Origin of the sequence: Acidipropionibacterium thoenii DSM 20276 (genome assembly GCF_000423445.1) — a bacterium.
GTDB classification, from domain to species: Bacteria; Actinomycetota; Actinomycetes; order Propionibacteriales; family Propionibacteriaceae; genus Acidipropionibacterium; species Acidipropionibacterium thoenii.
The window spans coordinates 137,893-154,506 of sequence record NZ_AUHZ01000005.1; the positions used below are offsets into that span (position 1 = coordinate 137,893).

14 protein-coding genes, 2 pseudogenes and 1 riboswitch are annotated in these 16,614 nt (G+C 69.7%); of the genes and pseudogenes, 10 read left to right on the forward strand and 6 right to left on the reverse strand.

Annotated elements, in window-relative coordinates:
- Window positions 1-79: 79 nt before the first annotated feature.
- The 4 genes from G554_RS0100590 to G554_RS0100605 are packed head-to-tail and all read left to right on the forward strand — an operon-like array spanning window position 80 to window position 2,850.
- Window positions 80-790, forward strand: a complete 711-nt coding sequence (locus G554_RS0100590; protein ID WP_027586389.1) for an energy-coupling factor ABC transporter permease — start codon at window positions 80-82, stop codon at window positions 788-790.
- Window positions 783-1,205: an energy-coupling factor ABC transporter substrate-binding protein gene (locus G554_RS13780; RefSeq protein ID WP_051232090.1), complete on the forward strand. Its 423-nt coding sequence runs from the start codon at window positions 783-785 to the stop codon at window positions 1,203-1,205. The genes G554_RS0100590 and G554_RS13780 overlap by 8 nt, the downstream gene beginning before the upstream one ends.
- Window positions 1,202-2,005, forward strand: a complete 804-nt coding sequence (gene cbiQ / locus G554_RS0100600; RefSeq protein ID WP_027586390.1) for a cobalt ECF transporter T component CbiQ — start codon at window positions 1,202-1,204, stop codon at window positions 2,003-2,005. The genes G554_RS13780 and cbiQ overlap by 4 nt, the downstream gene beginning before the upstream one ends.
- Window positions 2,002-2,850 carry an energy-coupling factor ABC transporter ATP-binding protein gene (locus G554_RS0100605; RefSeq protein WP_027586391.1) on the forward strand — a complete coding sequence of 283 codons (849 nt, stop codon included), beginning with the start codon at window positions 2,002-2,004 and terminating at the stop codon, window positions 2,848-2,850. Before cbiQ ends, G554_RS0100605 begins: the two co-directional genes overlap by 4 nt.
- 36 nt (window positions 2,851-2,886) lie before the next feature.
- Here G554_RS0100605 and cbiT read toward each other — a convergent pair whose 3' ends face one another.
- Entirely contained in the window at window positions 2,887-3,492 is a 606-nt protein-coding gene (gene cbiT, locus G554_RS0100610) for a precorrin-6Y C5,15-methyltransferase (decarboxylating) subunit CbiT (protein ID WP_027586392.1), read from the reverse strand.
- 99 nt (window positions 3,493-3,591) lie between these two features.
- A riboswitch (cobalamin riboswitch) is annotated at window positions 3,592-3,725 on the forward strand.
- A gap of 43 nt (window positions 3,726-3,768) precedes the next feature.
- On the opposite strand from cbiT, the gene cobO reads away from it, so the two are divergent.
- From cobO to cobA, 3 genes are read left to right on the forward strand one after another with little or no spacing between them, the layout of a single operon-like run.
- The gene (gene cobO, locus G554_RS0100615) at window positions 3,769-4,383 is read left to right on the forward strand and encodes a cob(I)yrinic acid a,c-diamide adenosyltransferase (RefSeq protein WP_027586393.1); all 615 of its coding nucleotides are present in this window, start codon (window positions 3,769-3,771) and stop codon (window positions 4,381-4,383) included.
- Window positions 4,377-7,061 carry a bifunctional hydrogenobyrinic acid a,c-diamide synthase/histidinol phosphate aminotransferase CobBC gene (gene cobBC / locus G554_RS13785; RefSeq protein WP_051232092.1) on the forward strand — a complete coding sequence of 895 codons (2,685 nt, stop codon included), beginning with the start codon at window positions 4,377-4,379 and terminating at the stop codon, window positions 7,059-7,061. Before cobO ends, cobBC begins: the two co-directional genes overlap by 7 nt.
- Window positions 7,058-7,849: a uroporphyrinogen-III C-methyltransferase gene (cobA, locus tag G554_RS0100625; protein WP_027586394.1), complete on the forward strand. Its 792-nt coding sequence runs from the start codon at window positions 7,058-7,060 to the stop codon at window positions 7,847-7,849. The genes cobBC and cobA overlap by 4 nt, the downstream gene beginning before the upstream one ends.
- Before the next feature lie 25 nt (window positions 7,850-7,874).
- On the opposite strand, the gene G554_RS13790 is transcribed toward cobA, so the two are convergent.
- The 5 genes and pseudogenes from G554_RS13790 to G554_RS0100650 form a co-directional block, all read right to left on the reverse strand.
- Entirely contained in the window at window positions 7,875-8,609 is a 735-nt protein-coding gene (locus G554_RS13790) for an ABC transporter permease (RefSeq protein ID WP_051232094.1), read from the reverse strand.
- Window positions 8,610-8,612: 3 nt separating this feature from the next.
- Complete coding sequence (locus G554_RS13795; RefSeq protein ID WP_051232096.1) at window positions 8,613-9,329, reverse strand: ABC transporter permease; 717 nt, start codon at window positions 9,327-9,329, stop codon at window positions 8,613-8,615.
- 395 nt (window positions 9,330-9,724) lie between these two features.
- Window positions 9,725-10,447: pseudogene (locus tag G554_RS18600) on the reverse strand (ABC transporter ATP-binding protein); the annotation flags it as partial.
- A gap of 76 nt (window positions 10,448-10,523) precedes the next feature.
- A complete protein-coding gene (locus tag G554_RS0100645) occupies window positions 10,524-11,324 on the reverse strand; it encodes an ABC transporter substrate-binding protein (RefSeq protein WP_245569901.1) in 801 nt (266 codons plus the stop codon).
- A gap of 604 nt (window positions 11,325-11,928) precedes the next feature.
- Window positions 11,929-12,678 carry a cobalt-precorrin-6A reductase gene (locus tag G554_RS0100650; RefSeq protein WP_027586397.1) on the reverse strand — a complete coding sequence of 250 codons (750 nt, stop codon included), beginning with the start codon at window positions 12,676-12,678 and terminating at the stop codon, window positions 11,929-11,931.
- A gap of 314 nt (window positions 12,679-12,992) precedes the next feature.
- Here G554_RS0100650 and cobT point away from each other — a divergent pair.
- The 3 genes and pseudogenes from cobT (at window position 12,993) to G554_RS0100670 (ending at window position 16,491) form a co-directional block, all read left to right on the forward strand.
- Window positions 12,993-14,743, forward strand: a pseudogene (cobT, locus tag G554_RS16510) (nicotinate-nucleotide--dimethylbenzimidazole phosphoribosyltransferase).
- Between the two features lie 68 nt (window positions 14,744-14,811).
- Window positions 14,812-15,651, forward strand: a complete 840-nt coding sequence (locus G554_RS0100665; RefSeq protein WP_027586399.1) for an adenosylcobinamide-GDP ribazoletransferase — start codon at window positions 14,812-14,814, stop codon at window positions 15,649-15,651.
- A 66-nt stretch (window positions 15,652-15,717) separates the two neighbouring features.
- The gene (locus G554_RS0100670) at window positions 15,718-16,491 is read left to right on the forward strand and encodes a helical backbone metal receptor (RefSeq protein WP_051232097.1); all 774 of its coding nucleotides are present in this window, start codon (window positions 15,718-15,720) and stop codon (window positions 16,489-16,491) included.
- The last annotated feature ends 123 nt before the right edge of the window (window positions 16,492-16,614 follow it).

The following is a 16,614-nucleotide window of genomic DNA, read 5'->3' on the forward strand; positions in this document are numbered from 1 at the left end:
CGAGGGTGGGAGTCAGAAGGCCACGGCGTCGATCCTTTCCAGGACGGGACGCTGATCCCGAGAAAGGAGCGAACTCACCATGCACATCGCAGAGGGAGTTCTCTCGCCGACCGAGTGTGCCGTCTGGTACGCGGCGGCCGCACCATTCGTCATCCACGGTGCTCGCGAGGTGATCCGCCAGGTGAGGGACCACCCCGAGAACAAGCTCCTGCTGGCGACCGCCGGCGCCTTCACCTTCGTGCTGTCGGCCATCAAGCTGCCCAGCGTCTCGGGCTCGTCCTCCCATCCGACCGGCACCGGCGTCGGGACGGTGCTCTTCAGGCCGCCGGTGATGGCATTCCTGGGCATGATCGTGCTGATCTTCCAGGCCCTGCTGCTCGCCCACGGTGGTATCTCCACCCTCGGCGCCAACACCTTCTCGATGGCGATCGCCGGACCCTGGGTCGGGTACGGCTTCTACCGGCTCACCAAGAGGCTGGGCGGCCCCGATGCCCTGGCGATCTTCCTGTGCATGGTCTTCGCCGACTTCAGCACCTACTGCGTCACATCCTTCCAGCTGGCGATCGCCTTCCCCGACCCGAACACCGGGATCATGGGTGCGGCCGGCAAGTTCCTCGGCATCTTCGCCATCACCCAGGTCCCACTGGCCCTGGCCGAAGGGGTGCTCGGCATCCTGCTGTTCCGATTCCTGGCCAAGGCGGCCGGCCCCCAGCTGCGCGCTCTCGGCGTGCTGTCCGGCGGCCCCGAGCCGGCCACCGACCTGCCGGTGAAGGAGTCCGCCGATGTCTGAGACCGTCCAGAAGCAGAGCGGCAACTTCCTCACCAGTACCCACAAGTGGGTCACCCCTCTCCTGCTGGCGATCCTGGTGGCGATCTTCGTCGTCAGCCTGGTGGTGGGGGGTCGCAAACCTGCTGGCGCGGGTGAGGGCTTCGCCGGCACCGATGACGCCGCCTCCCAGGCCGCCGAGAAGGCCGGCGCCAAGCAGTGGATCAAGCCGGTCTTCGAGCCCAACTCCAGCGAGGTCCAGTCGGGCCTGTTCGCCCTCCAGGCGGCGCTGGGAGCCGGCATCGCCGGATTCGCCCTGGGCCGGATGAGTGGTCGCAAGAAGGCCCAGGAGGAGACGATGGCCGCCTCCCGGCTGCCTGACGAGATGCCTGACACCGGTGAGGTCGCCGACCGTCCCGCTGACCCGGCGGCGAGATGACCATCACATCCCTGGACGACGCCGCCTGGGACTCCCCCTGGCGGTCCCGCCCGGTGGGCGAGAAGGTCGCGCTGTCCCTCGGGCTGGTCGCCACCGCGCTGTGCACCCCGGCCTGGCCCGGCACGATGTTCGTCTCGGCGGTGGCCGTGGTGGCGATCCTGCTGCTCGCCCGGATCCGGCCGAAGGTGCTCTGGCAGGCGATCTCCGCGCCGCTGGTCTTCCTGCTGCTGGGCGGCGTCTCGGTGCTCGTCAGCGTCGGCGGGTCCCCCGACCAGACCGCCGTCTGGTGGCAGGGCGGGCCCTTCTCGATCGGACCGGCGTCCACCCGACAGGCGGCCAATCTGTTCGCCCACGGGATGGCGGGCACCCTGGCGCTGATGGTGCTGGCCCTCACCACTCCGATGGTCGACCTGCTCACCTGGATGCGCCGGCTCCACGTGCCGGACCCCCTGCTGGAGATCGCCAGCCTGACCTACCGCCTCATCTTCGTCCTGCTCGACACCGTGGTGGCCTCCCATCAGGCCCAGCGGGCTCGGCTGGGCGACGCCCCCGCGGGCCCCTGGCACGGTCTGCGGCGCCGTTGGGAGAACACCGCCGCCCTGATGGGGTCGGTGGGGATCCGCGCCTGGTCGCGGGCCAACCGGCTCAGCGACGGGCTGGTCAACCGGGGCTTCGAGTCCGCGCTGCTCACCCTGTCGGTCCAGCGGACGGGCTCCTGGAGGTTCAGGACGATCACCGTTCTGGTGATCGTCGGGTCCTGGGCTGCCTGCTGGCCGATCGCCGGAAGGCTATGGAGATGACCGGCCCCGATGCGGATGCTGATGTCCTGCTGAGCACCGAGGCGCTGTGCGCCACCCACCCCGGCCGTCCGATGGTGCTCCGGGACGTCGCGATCACCCTGCGCAGAGGGGTGAGGGTCGCCCTCCTGGGCGCCAACGGCTCCGGGAAGACGACCCTGCTGAGCTGCCTGTCGGGATCCCTGCGTCCGGTGTCGGGCACCCTGAGCCGCCATGGCATCGTGGTGCGCCACGACCGTAGGGCGCTTCGGGAGCACCGCCGGGAGGTCCAGCTGGTGCTCCAGGACCCCGATGACCAGCTGTTCAGCGCCGACGTCGTCCAGGACGTCTCCTTCGGTCCGATGAATCTGGGGCTGCCCGTCGACCAGGTCCGCTCCCGGGTGGAACGGGCGCTGATCCTGGTGGGAGCCGACCATCTTGCCGACCGCGCCACCCACCAGCTGTCCTACGGTGAGCGCAAGCGGGTCGCGGTGGCCGGGGCGGTCGCGATGGCCCCTGACCTGTTGCTGCTCGATGAGCCGACCGCCGGGCTCGACCCGGCCGGGGTGGTCCAGATGATGGATGCGCTGGACAGGCTGCGGGAGTCCGGCACGACGGTGGCGATGGCCACCCATGACGTGGACCGGGCGCTGAGCTGGGCGGACGAGGCGATCGTGGTGGTGGACCACAGGGTGGTCCAGGGACCGGTCGACGAGCTGCTGGGCGATGCCGATCTCATCGAACGGGCCCATCTGGAACTGCCCTGGCCACTGGCCCTGGCGCAGCGTCTGGGTCTGCCGGGCCGTCCACGCAATCTCGACGAGGTCGTGCGACTGGTGAGTGAGCAGCACAACGCGAGGGTTCCCTGAGCTGCACCCGGGCAACCCCCGGTCGCGTACCGGGGGTTACTTCGTCCAGCTCCAGGCCACCACGGTGCGAGCCGGTTTCCAGCCGTGCAGTCGGCCGATCAGGTCGGCGTTCTCGATGCCGATCCGGGTCAACTCCCCGCCCCACTCGGCGTGCAACCCGGTCAGCAGGGTCTCGGCCTCGATGGTGACCCCGTGGATCACGAACCGGCCGCCTGTCGGCAGTGCCTCACGGCAGTGCTCGGCCAGATCCCGGGTCGCTCCGCCCCCGATGAAGATGGCGTCGGGGGCCGGCAGGTGGAACATTCTGCCCGCCAGGTCGGTCAGATCGGTGAGGTCGGCCTCGATCACCTCGAACTGGCCGGGCAGTGTCAACTCCCGCGCATTGGCCCGCGCATTGGCGGCGCGGTCGGAGCGGCGCTCGACGCCGATCGCCCGGCAGCTCGGGTCCGTTCGGCACCACTCGATGGCGACCGAGCCGGCCCCGGTGCCCAGATCCCACAGCACCTGGCCCGGCATCGGGCGCAGCGCAGCCAGGGCGATCGCGCGCACCGGATGCTTGGTGATGAGGCCGTCGTGGACGAAGTGCTCCTCGCCGAGGCCGGGGGAGCGCCCCAGCAGGGCGGCGTCGGGGTCGTGGGTCATGGCCCACACCCTACGAGAGGTGCTGTCCGGGCCGCGCCCGAGCCCGGCTCGCCGATCGCCGGCGGGGGAGGGGGTGCGCGGAGCCCGGGGACTCATGTGACACAATCGCGATCGGCCGGTCGGGAGGAATCCCGGTGCCGGGGATGGCGTCCATCCCCCATTCCGGAGCGGTCCCGCCACTGTGAGCGCATCAGCGCAAGTCAGGTCATCCCTGCCGGTCCTCCCCGTTCGCCAACGGGGGACGCGATGCGGGCGAGGACCCGCGAGGAGGAATCGATGCCGCGCGCACGCACCACCGCCGACCCCGGCGACGGGCTGTCCACCCGCCAGCGACGGCTGCGCCCCGTCCTGGCGGTCCACACCGGCGACGGCAAGGGCAAGACGACGGCCGCGATGGGCACCGCGCTGCGCGCCTGGCACCAGGGATGGTCGATCGGCGTCTTCCAGTTCATCAAGTCCGGACGCTGGCACCCCGGCGAGCAGGCCGCTCTGGAAGCGCTGGGGCGACTGCACGACGCGACCGGCGAGGGTGGGCCCGTGGTCTGGGAGACGATGGGGACCGGCTGGTCGTGGACCAGGGCCTTCTCCGCAGGGACGGACCCCGCCGGGGCGGCCCGGGAGGGATGGCGTCAGGTCCGCTCACTGCTGGCCGATGAGGCCTTGGACTTCTACCTTCTGGACGAGTTCAGTTACGCACTGAACTGGGGGTGGATCGACATCGACGAGGTGGTCGACACGCTCACCCACCGGCCCGGCAGCCAGCACGTCGTCATCACTGGGCGCAACTGCCCCCAGCAGCTCATCGAGGCCGCCGACCTGGTCACCGAGATGACGAAGATCAGCCATCCCTTCGACGCCGGTCAGCGCGGTCAGGCGGGGATCGAATGGTGAGGATCCCTCGAGTTCTGATTGCCGCCCCGGCGTCCGGAGGTGGCAAGACCACAGTCGCCACCGGGCTGATGGCGGCGTTGCGTCTGGCCGGGCGCACGGTGGCGCCGTTCAAGGTGGGGCCCGACTACATCGACCCCGGCTACCACACCCTGGCTGCCGGCCGGCCCGGCCGCAATCTCGACTCGGTGATGTGCGGGCAGGGGTTGATGGCGCCGTTGCTGGCCCACGGCTTCATGACTCCTGATCCTGCCGATCTCGCAGTGATCGAGGGGGTGATGGGGCTGTTCGACGGGCGTCTGGGCGATGGTGCCGGATCCTCGGCCCAGATCGCCCGGCTCACCAGGACCCCGGTGGTGCTGGTGGTCGACGCCTGCCATGCCTCGCTGACCCACGCGGCGGTGGTCGCCGGTCTGGCGGGGTTCGATCCGCAGGTGAGAGTCGCCGGGGTGGTGCTCAACCGGGTCTCCTCGGTCCGGCACGGCGCAGAGATCCGACGCGGGATCGCGGGCCTGGGGATCCCGGTGCTCGGGGAGATCCCCCGTGACAGGAAGATCTTCGTGCCCTCCCGCCACCTCGGTCTGGTGCCGGCCGCCGAACGCGACGCCTCCGCCCGCCAGATCGAGGCGCTGGCCGGATTGATCGGTGACCACGTCGACCTGGATGCCGTGCTGAGGATCGCCGACTCGGCGCCAGACCTGGCCACCCGACCCTGGGATCCGGGGCGGGCGCTGCGCGGCAGTGGATCATGGCAGGATCTGGCGGCCGTGATCCCGGCCGATGCCGGCGCTGCGCAGCCGCAGTCCTCGCCGATCGCCCCTGCACCTCTGATCGCCCCTGCACCGCTGATCGCGATTGCCGGCGGACGGGCTTTCACCTTCCGCTACGCCGAGACCACCGAACTCCTGGAGGCGGCCGGCTGCCGGGTGGCCGACATCGACCCACTCACCGACCCTGCCCTGCCCGAAGGAGTGTGCGGGCTGTACCTGGGTGGCGGCTTCCCCGAGATGCACGCCGACCAGCTGGCTGCCAACCGATCCCTGCACGCATCGATCCGCAGCCATCTGGCGGCCGGCATGCCGGTGGTCGCCGAGTGCGCCGGCCTGCTGATGCTGTGCCGCACCCTGGACGGACATCCGATGACCGGGGTGCTGGATCTCGCCGCGGCGATGGGTCCACGATTGACGATGGGATACCGGGACGCCGTCGCGAGGGCCGAGACCCTGCTGGCGGCAGCGGGGGACCGGGTGGTCGGGCACGAGTTCCACCGGACCGGTGTGAGCGCCATCGACACAGGCGGCGATGAGGCGGGCGGCATCTCGACCCCGGCCTGGAGCCTGGCGATGCCCGACGGCTCGACCCGTCTGGAAGGGGTGTCCCAGGACCCGGCCGCGGTGGGCCGGCCGACCGTGCACGCCTCCTACCTGCACCTCCACTGGGCCGGTCAACCCGGCTGTGCCGCCCGATTCGCGGCCGAGGCCTGGCGCTACCGGACGGCGTCGACGCAGGCGACGGCCCGAGGTCGGGGAGAGGCACCGGGGAACCTCTCCGCGGCATCCCACGCCGGTCTGGCCGAGGACCGCCCTGGGGCCGAGCCGGATCTCGACCACCACGGCGACCAGGACGTCGCCCCCGGGCTGGTCGACCTGGCGGTCAACGTCCGGGTCGATCGCACCCCCGACTGGCTCGTCGACGCCATCGCCGAGACCTCCTCGACGTGGCAGAGCTACCCCGACCCGGAGCCGGCCCGTCAGGCGCTGGCCGGCCTCAACGGCGTCGACCCCGCAATGGTGCTGCCCACCGCCGGCGGCGCGGAGGCCTTCGTGCTGCTGGCGCGGGCCCTGCACCCGCACCACCCGGTCATCATCCATCCCCAGTTCACCGAGCCCGAGGCGGCACTGAGAGCCGCAGGTCACCAGGTCGACCGGCTGCTGCTCGGCCCGGCCGACGGTTTCAGCCTCAACCCGGCCGCAGTGCCTCGGGACGCCGATCTGGTGGTGGTCGGCAATCCCACCAACCCGACCGGCGTCCTCCATCCGGCCGAGGCGCTGCGCAGCCTGCTGGCGCCGGGACGGGTGCTGGTCGTCGATGAGGCCTTCATGGACGCCACCGACGGCACCGAGTCTGTGATCGGGCCGCAGATGGCGGGTCTGGTGGTGCTGAGGTCCCTCACCAAGACCTACGGACTGGCCGGGATTCGCGCCGGATATCTCGTCGGCGACCCGGAGCTGGTCGCGCAGCTGGCCACCCAGCAGCCCCCGTGGTCGGTCTCGACCCCGGCGATCGCCGCGATGATCGCCTGTTGCAGCGAGGCCGCCCGGGCCCATCGGGACCGACTGGTCACGGCGCTCCCGGCGCTGCGGGAGGACCTGGTCGCCGAGCTTCGGCGGATCGGCCTGAGTGTCGTCGGCTCCGGTGCTCCTTTCGTGCTGGCCGACACCTCATCGATCGACCCCGTGCACTCGATTCGGCAGCGCCTGGCCGACCGCGGGTTCGCGGTGCGCCGTGGCGAGACCTTCCCCGGGCTGGGGCCGACCTGGATCCGACTGGCCGTTCGGGACCCCGAGATCCATGCCCGCCTCGCTGAAGCGATCCGGGAGCTCGCTCCATCGGCCGAACCTCCCGGCCTGCGCACGCCCACCGGCACCCCGTTCGAGGACCACGACAAGGAGATCAGATGACCACCCCGAGGTATGCGCCCGACCTGGTCCCAGGCACCGTCACCCTGGTGGGCGGTGGCCCGGGAGATCCGGGGTTGCTGACCCTGGCCGGGTACCAGGCGGTCTGTCAGGCCGACGTCATCCTCTACGACCGGCTCGCCCCCCAGGAGATCCTCGAGCAGGCGCCGAGGGCCGAGAGGATTCCGGTCGGCAAGGCGCCCCAGGGGCGCTATGTCCCCCAGGAGAGGATCAACGAGCTGCTGGTCGAACACGCCCGGGCCGGTCGGCGAGTGGTCCGGCTCAAAGGTGGCGACTCCTTCGTCTTCGGGCGCGGCGGCGAGGAGTGGCAGGCCTGTGCCGCGGCCGGTGTGCCGGTCCGGGTGATTCCCGGCGTCACCTCCTCTGTTGCCGGGCCGGAGCTGGCGGGCATCCCCCTCACCCACCGGCACATGGTCCAGGGATTCACCGTGGTCTCAGGCCATGTGGCGCCGGGAGACTCGCGCTCGGTGCTGGACTGGGGCCAGCTCGCCAGCTGCGGCACCACCCTGGTGATCCTCATGGGGGTGGCCCACATCCACCAGATCGCCGCCGATCTCATCGGTGGCGGACTGTCCCCCAGCACTCCGGTCGCCGTGGTGCGCAGGGCCTCACTGCCGGGCCAGTCGGTGATCACCACGGAGCTCGCCAAGGTGGCCGATGAGATGGCCGCGGCCGGGGTTCGCCCACCGGCCATCGTGGTGGTCGGCGAGGTCGCCGGGCTGGACCTGGAGCACACCAGCGCGGCGGCCCGCAGGCTCTCAGATCACTGACCGGGGATTCCCGGAAGTCCGCTGTTCAATCGGAGGTCACCGCCGATGCCGCCGCGTCGCCGGCCCGATCGCGCAGCAGCAGGGAGATCTCGCGGCTGTCCCGTCCGCGGACCCGCCGGCCCGGCTGCACTGCCCGCACCAGTCCGGCCAGCATGGCGTCGATGCACAGGGCGAGGCTGGTTACCAGCACAGCACCGGTTGCGACCTGTCCGTAGTCGTAGACGGCCATCCCGTCGAAGATGAGGCGGCCGAGCCCGCCGAGGTTGACGTAGGCGGCGATGGTCGCGGTGGCGATGACGTCGAGGCTGGCATTGCGCAGGCCCGAGACGATGAGCGGTAGGGCATTGGGGACCTCGGCCTTGAGCAGCACCTGGAACTCCGACATGCCTATCGCCCGTGCGCCGTCGACGGTCGAGGCATCGACATTGCGAACCCCGGCGTAGCTGCCGGCCAGCAGCGGCGGAATGCCGAGAACGACCAGCGCGAGAATCGGAGGAACCAGGCCCAGGCCCAGCAGCAGGACGAGCAGCGTCATCAGCCCGAGGCTCGGCAGCGCCCTGACGCTGTTGGCGATCCCGGCGACCAGGGACTCGCCGCGCCGGGTGTGTCCCAGCACCAGTCCCACCGGGACCGCGAGGACGGCGGAGATCGCCACTGCCAGCAGGGAGTACCACAGCTGCTCGACGATGCGCAGCGGAATACCGTCACTTCCGGACCAGTTCGCGGGTGAACCCAGGAATGAGATCAGATCTTGGAGCATCGCTCATGCCTCTGTCGTGACGAGGTGCGCGACGACGCGCCGGCGGGGCCTCTTCCTCGACTCCGGGCGCGCCCAGGGCGCGAGCCACCAGCCGATCAGTGCGATGAGTCGGTCCACGAGCAGGCCGAGCAGAATGGTGAGCACGATGCCGGTGATGATCTCCTCGGGAAAGTTGCGCTGGTATCCGGCGGTGAACAGTCCACCAAGGCCCCCGACGCCGATCACCGCCCCCACCGTGACCAGCGAGATATTCGTGACAGCCACGACCCGGGCGCTGGCGGTGAGTACCGGGATCGCCAGCGGCATGTCGATGCGCAGCTTGCGTTGGACCCGCGAGTGCCCGATCGCGACGCCGGCATCCACAACAGCTCGAGGAACGGCGTCCAGCGCCTGGAAGACCGAGCGCAGGAACAGGCATGTGGAGTACAGCGAGAGCGCCACCACGACATTCACCGGAGACAGCAGCTGAGTGCCGATGATCCCCGGAATGATGAGGAACAGGGCCAGCGAGGGCACCGTGTAGATGGCGCTGGCGACAAAGATGCTGACGGCACGGGCCCTCGGCGAGTCACAGAGCAGAAGACCCAGAGGTATCGCGATGATCAGGCCCGCGCCGATGGGGATCATGGCCAGCCAGATGTGCTGAACCAGCATCTCGGAGACGGTGTCCCAGTTGTCGATGGCCCACAACGAGTGCGGGAGTTCCAGAGGGGCCGTCATCGGTTCGCCCCGACTGCAGCTTCTGCGGCCCGAACCTGGGCCAGCCGGGCAGCCACCTCGTCGACACCGATGACGCCGGTCGCGACACCATCGGAGTTCACCACGACTCCTTGACCAGACGGCGACGACAGGGCGGCGTCGAGTGCCTGTCGAAGACTGCCCCCGGCGATGAGCTGGGAGCCCAGCGGCGCCAGCGCCTCGGCACCAGGCTCCGCTCCGTTCAAGGAGCGCTGGTGCGCGGCGTCCAGCCAGCCCATCGGGTGTCCTGACTGAGTCGTCACCAGCAACCAGCCCGAGTCCGGCAGGTCCGCGGTGGCCGAGTCGGCGATCGACACCACCGGAGCCGGCCGAGTCGAGAGCTCGGCGGCGTCCAGGAAGGACAGTGCCCGGTAGCCCCTGTCGCGACCCACCAGGGACTCCACGAACTCGGTTGCCGGGCGCGCCAGGATCTCCTCTGGCGGGGCGTACTGCTGCAACGTTCCGTGCCCGCCGAACACAGCGACCCGGTCTCCGAGCAGCATGGCCTCGTCCATGTCGTGGGTGACGAAGATGATCGTCTTGTGCAGTTCGGCCTGGAGCCGACGCAGTTCGCGCTGCAACTCCTCGCGCACCAAGGGGTCCACCGCCGAGAACGGCTCGTCCATCAGCATCACCTGGGGATCGGCTGCCAGAGCTCGGGCCACCCCCACACGTTGTTCCTGACCTCCCGACAGACTCGCCGGGAAGCGTCGCGCGAGCTCCAGCGGCAGACCGACGCGCTCCATCACGTCCAGAGCCCGCGATCTCGCCTCCTTGCGATGAACTCCCTGGAGCAGCAGCACGGTGGCCACATTGTCCACCACCGTGCGGTGGGGCAGCAGGCCCACGTTCTGGATGACGTAGCCGATTCCGCGTCGCAGCTCCACAGCCGAGCCCTGGGCGACGTCGACACCGTCCAGCCGGATCTGGCCCAGGGTGGGTTCCAGCATGCGGTTGACCATCCGCATGGAGGTCGTCTTGCCACAACCGGAGGGACCGACGAATACCGTCAGCGAACCCTTTTCCACTTTCAGACTGAGGTTGTCAACCGCGACGGTACCGTCGGGGTATTGTTTGGTGACATGATTGAATTCGATCATTGTGACCTCTTCTCCCAGCTGACACCAACAGGTACGGATGGTGGGCACAGTTCACCGTGCCCACCGCTTGCCGACATTACTTGGTGAGACCCTTGCTCTTGAGCCACTTCTCGGCCGCAGCAGAGGGCTCCATCTTGGAGCTTCCGGAGACCTCGCTGTTCAACTCTGTGAGATCCTCGGTCGTCAACTGTGCGGATACGCCGTTGACGACCTTGAGGGCCTTCGCGTCAAGAACTCCATCTCGGAACACGGGGGTCACGTTCTGGGCCGGAAAATTGTTCTTCGGGTCCTTGAGCACGACGAAGTTGTTTGCCGGGATATCAGGGCTGGTGGTGTAGATGTTGGCGGCCTTGACCTTGCCGTCCTTGAGGGCCGCGACGGTGGCCGGGCCGCCGCCGTCGGCGATCGTCGTGTAGCTGGACGGGACGACGCCGTAGTTCTTCTTGAGTCCGGGCAGGCCCACTGCGCGGGTCTTGAACTCGGGGGCTCCTCCCATGCTGAGTTGGGAGTTGTGCGAGGCGAGGTCGCCGATCGAGCTGAGCGACCAGCTGGATGCGGTATCAGAGGTCACGACCACCGCGTCCTTGTCCTCCGCGCTGGCAGGAGTTCCCATCGCCAGGCCCTTGGCCTTGAGCGAGCCGGGCAGGGCCTTGTTGATCTCCTCGGCGGAACGGGCCGTGGTTGAGGCGTCCAGATAGGACAGCAGGTTGCCCGAGTAGTCGGGGATCAGGTCGATCGACTTGTCGGTCAGTGCCGGGATGTACACCTCTCGCGAACCGATGTTGAGCTTCTCCTTGACCTTGTACCCGGAGTCCTTGAGAGCTGTGGCATAGATGTTGGCGAGGATCTCGGACTCGGTGAAGTTTGCCGAGCCCACGGTGATCGTCGTGGATGAGGAATCTCCACCGGACGAATCGCCAGAACCGTATGATCCGGGCTGAGAACAGCCGGTGAGAAGAAGTCCACTGATGACGACGGCGCCTATCGCAGACGCCAGGCGAGATTGACCCATGATGTCCTCCAATGAAAGCTGAGAAGGTAGAAAAGTTCACTGGGACGGGCACTCCAAGAGGTGATCCCACCACGTTTCCTGATGGTAGTGCGCCCGAGATGGCTAGCCATTCAGTAGGAATTCAACAGCCCCCTATGTGTCGTCCATATGGTCCGAATGTTACGAACTATGTAACTTTGGAGTCGTTCTCGTGGACATGGTCGAGCAGCGAATGCCGTGGTCCCCTGAACCGGCCGCTGGATGAACGGCCCTACAGCTGGCCTCGCAGCTGGGGGCCTTGATCGCAGATGCGACAACTGGGAATGGCGACGCGCGCCATCCCCGACATGGTGAGCGTCTGCTGGTGTGCCATGGCCAGTAACGTACCCGGTCTCGCCGGCCAGACAACAGGGCCAGCCCGGGCAGATGGCCGCGACCCCGGGCCATGTCGTCGACGAAGCGGATCTGATCGCGGCGACGCTGAGGCGTCTCAGCGGGTGCTGCCCGGCAGCCACCGGCCGAGCCGGTCGCGGGCCTGCTCAGCGGTGGCGACCTCCTCGCCGTAGGCCGAGGAGGTCGGCCGGGAGATCATCACCACTGCGGTGCCGAGCGTCCGGGCGGCAATCAGCTTGGAATCGGGTCCGGATCCGCCGGCGTCCTTGGACACCAGCAGGTCGAACCCCGTCAGCAGGCTCTTCTCGGACTCCGCGCTGAACGGCCCCTTCTCCTGAAGGACTGTCCAACCGGGAGGCAGTGGCCCGTCGGGGGCATCAATGCAGCGAGCGGTGACCCTGCGGTCCGCCAGTGGCGACAGGTAGTAGGGGACGGGTTGACGGCCCACGGTGAGCAGAATGGAACCCGGCCGCGACGCCGCGGCCCGGGCGGCCGCCTGGTGATCGGGGACCCATGTCCACTCAACGGACCAGGGCAGGGCTCGCCAACTGGGCGCCTGCAGGCGAATCAGCGGCAGGCCCAGGTGCTGGGCGGCCACAGCCGCATGTCGGGAGATTGCCGCGGCGAAGGGATGGGTCGCATTGACCAGGGCCTTCACCTCGTGGTCACGAAGATACCTCTCGAGGCCCCCGACGCCCCCGAAACCGCCGACCCGGACCGCTCCGGGAAGTGCCCGCCGGGAAGCGGTCACCCCCGCTAGCGAGGTGACGGCGTCCACCCCGTCGTCGACCAGCCGCTGGGCCAGTTCCCGGCCCAGCCGGGTGCCGCCGAGGAGCAGAACGTCCATGGTGCCCATCCAAGCAGCTCGACCGGTGTGGGAGAATCGGCGTCGGTCCCAGGTGGAACTCCGGTGCGACTCCGGGGCGGTCCCGCCACTGTGAGCGCTGTGCGCGAGCACCGGGTCGACGGCACGCGTCACACCGCGCGCCGGTTGGCCCAGGAAGCCCGCGCCCGACGTGAGCCAGGTCATCACCGGCGGATCGTGGGTCGCACCTGCGACCCTCCAGACCCCTCGGGCGCAGGCCGAGGCGGCTCCGGGTCAGCTGCGAGGACACGGCATCCCGGGCCAGGCCATGCGTCCAGATCAAGGAGACTCCCAGCATGGCCGACACCCGACTCCCCGCCTCGCTGCCACCCCGGTCGGTGCTCGCCCGCGCGGTGGCAGCCATCCGCCCGGCCGACGCCGATGCGCTGGCCGCTGCCACCGCCCGCCAGCAGATCCTCACCAAGCCAGAGGGCTCGCTGGGCAGGCTCGAGGACCTGTCGATCCGGCTGGCCGGGATGAGCGGCCAGGTTCCGACGCCGGTGCCCTGTCACCCGGTGGTCGGGCTGTTCGCCGGGGACCACGGGGTCTGGGCCGAGGGGGTCTCCCCCGATCCGCAGGAGATCACCGCCCAGATGGCCGTCAACATGGCGGCAGGCGGGGCCGGTGTCACCGTGCTGGCCCGCCAGATGGGGGCCGAGGTCTGGGTCACCGATGTCGGCATCGCGGTCGATCTGCCGGCCGGCTGCGGAGTGCGCGACAAGTGCATCAGGCACAGCACCGATGACATCTCGCGGGGCCCGGCGATGAGCCTGGTGGAGGCCGTCAAGGCCCTGGAGATCGGCATCTCCACCGCCGACGAGGCCGTCGCCGAGGGCGCCGACATCCTGGTCACAGGGGAGATGGGGATCGCCAACACCACCCCCGCATCGGCACTCATCAGTGTCTTCACCGGGCTGCCGGCGGCCACCGTCACCGGCCACGGCGCCGGTGCCGACGACGCCCGCCATCAGCACAAGGTGGCGGTCATCGAACGGGCCCTCGAGATCAATCAGCCGGATGCCGGGGAACCGGTCGAGGCGCTGGCCAGAGTGGGCGGGTTCGAGCACGGTGCGATGGCCGGACTCATCCTGGGTGCCGCAGCCCACCGGGTCCCGGTCGTGGTGGACGGAGTCATCGCCTGTTCCTCGGCCCTGCTGGCCACCGCCATCGCCCCGGCTGCCGCCGACTTCCTGGTCCCCGGCCACGCCGGCGCGGAGCCCGGAATCACCGCAGCCCTGGGAAAGCTCGGGCTGCCGGCCCTGCTGGATCTCGGGATGCGCCTGGGCGAGGGATCAGGGGCCGTCCTGGCACTGCCGATCGTGCAGGCCTCGGCCCACATCCTCAACGAGATGGCGACCTTCGCCGACGCCGATGTCACCGATATCAAGGTGACCGGGGAGACCGACCTTCCGGCCGACGGCGTCAACCCGACAGCCGGCTCGACAGCCCAGGAAGGCGTCCGGGCATGACCGGGGTGCACATCCCCACCCCGGTCGGGACCCGCCCGATCCGTGCCCTGGTGCTCGGCGGTGCCCGGTCGGGCAAGTCGACCTGGGCGGAGGGTCGGATGGCCCCGTTTTCCGAGGTGACCTACATCGCGACCTCGGCACGCAACCCCGACGACCCCGAGTGGGAGGAGCGGATCCGGCTCCACCGGGCGCGTCGGCCGGCTTCCTGGACGACCCTGGAGACCCTGGAGATCGCCTCGGAGCTGAGACGTCGAGCCGACTCCGCGGTGCTGGTCGACTGCCTCGGAGTGTGGATCACCCGCGAGCTCGACGAGGTGGGCGCATGGAGTAGCTCCGAGGCCGGGAATGCCGATTGGCAGCCCGCCCTGCACTCCCGGGTCGACGATCTGGTCGACGCCATCCACCGCACCACCCGCGAGGTGGTGCTGGTCTCCAACGAGGTCGGGATGGGAGTGGTCCCGGAGACTCCCGCCGGACGACTGTTCCGCGACGAGCTGGGCAGACTCAACGCCGCCGTCGCGGGGGCCTGCGACGAGGTGTGGCTGTGCGTGGCCGGGATTCCCAAGAGGTGGGCATGAGTCAGATGCCGCCTCCCGGCGGGGGAGAGTCGCCGCAGACCGGTGCGGCTGTCGACCGGGGCCCCGAGATGACCGCGGCCCGCGCCCGGATCCCCGGCCCACTGCTGGGCATCGTGTCGGCCTTCGCGCTGTTCTCGATCATCCCGGCACCCGTGCTGCCGACCATCGACCGCAGGATCGCGACCCGGGCGATCCGGTCCTTCCCCTGGATGGGACTGCTGCTCGGGATGGTCGCCGGCCTGATCGCCGGCGCAGTGCTGGCGGCCGACGCCGGATCCTGGCTGGCCGGGGTGCTTGCGCTGGCCTGGTTGGCGGCGTCGACCGGGGGGTTCCATCTCGACGGGGTGGCCGACACCGCCGACGGGCTGGGATCGCGGGCCGGGGCCCAGCGGGCCCTCCAGATCATGAAGCAGTCCGACATCGGGCCGATGGGGGTGATCAGCCTGCTGATGGTGCTGCTGGTCGACCTGGGCGCGTTGACCAGCCTCACCGGAACCGCTGCCGGCCAGGGAGCCGGCGCCTGGTGGCGGGTGGGGCTGCTGATCCTCATCGGTCCCTCGGTCGGACGGGCCTCGATTCTGCTGGCGACGCTGCCACAGGTGCCCTGCGCACGTCCGGGCGGCTTCGGCTCGCTGGTCGCCGGGGTGACGCGGCCCGGCGCCGCCTCGGTCAATCTGGGCTGTCTGGGTCTGGTGTGGGCAGCGATCGGATGGCTGGTCGCGGGGTGGACCGGGACCCTGCTCGTGGTGATCAGCGCCGGCCTGGCGCTCGGCTGGGCGATGGGGTGGACGCGGCATCTGGTGCGGCGTCTGGGAGGGATGACGGGGGACTGCTTCGGCTCCCTCAACGAGACCACCCAGTGCGTGCTGTGGGTGCTGCTGGCGATCGGCGCGGCCCTGCTGTGGTGATCGGCCGCTGTGGTGATGGGGCTGGTGCGGTGATCGGAACGGTTCAGTGAGTGGCAGGGTGGGGACATGACTGCCGATGACTGCGGAACCCTCGTCGATCTGCCTGAACCCGCCGGTCGAGTGGTGAGTCTGGTGCCCTCGATCACCGAGGCCATCGCGCTGACCTGCCCCGAGAAGCTGGTCGGCTGCACCCAGTGGTGCATTCGGCCGACCGACATCGATGAGCGCGCAGGCCACCAGGTGGCTCGGGTGCGGGGCACCAAGAACCCTGACCGGGCGGCCATTGCCGAGCTGCATCCGGATCTGGTGGTCACCAACCGCGAGGAGAACCGTCAGCACGACGTCGACCTGCTGCGCGAGGCCGGGATCGCGGTGTGGGTGACCAGCATCGACGGCGTCGACCAGGCGGTGACGAGTCTGGATCGGCTGTTCACCGAGGCGCTGGGGGTCGCCGAGCCCGACTGGCTGGCGCAGGCCCGGCGGGATTGGTCGGCGCCGGTGCCCGACCCCGAGCTCACCGCGGTGGTGGCGGTCTGGCGGGACCCGTGGATGTGTGCCGGGGCCACCACCTACATCGAGGACTCGCTGGCCCGCTGCGGGGTGCGTCTGGCTGCGCTGCCCGACGACGGGACGCGCTATCCGCACGTCGACCTGGAGACCCTGCAGAGGCTGGACGTCGATCGGATCGTGCTGCCCGATGAGCCCTACCACTTCACCGCCGAGGACGGCCCGGAGGCCTTCCCCGGGCTGGACGTCCGATTGGTCGATGGCCAGAAGCTGGCCTGGTACGGGCCGACGATGGTGGGTGCCCGGCAGTACCTGGAGGACGCCATCCGCTGAGCCGTGCTGATCCGCGGGGTACCGCGGTCGACCCGAGGACCCAGCCGATGGCTACCGGCATCGGGTATTCGGCCCGATGTCCGGGAGGGTCGTTGCGGCGCGGATTTCGCCCCCCGGCGTCCT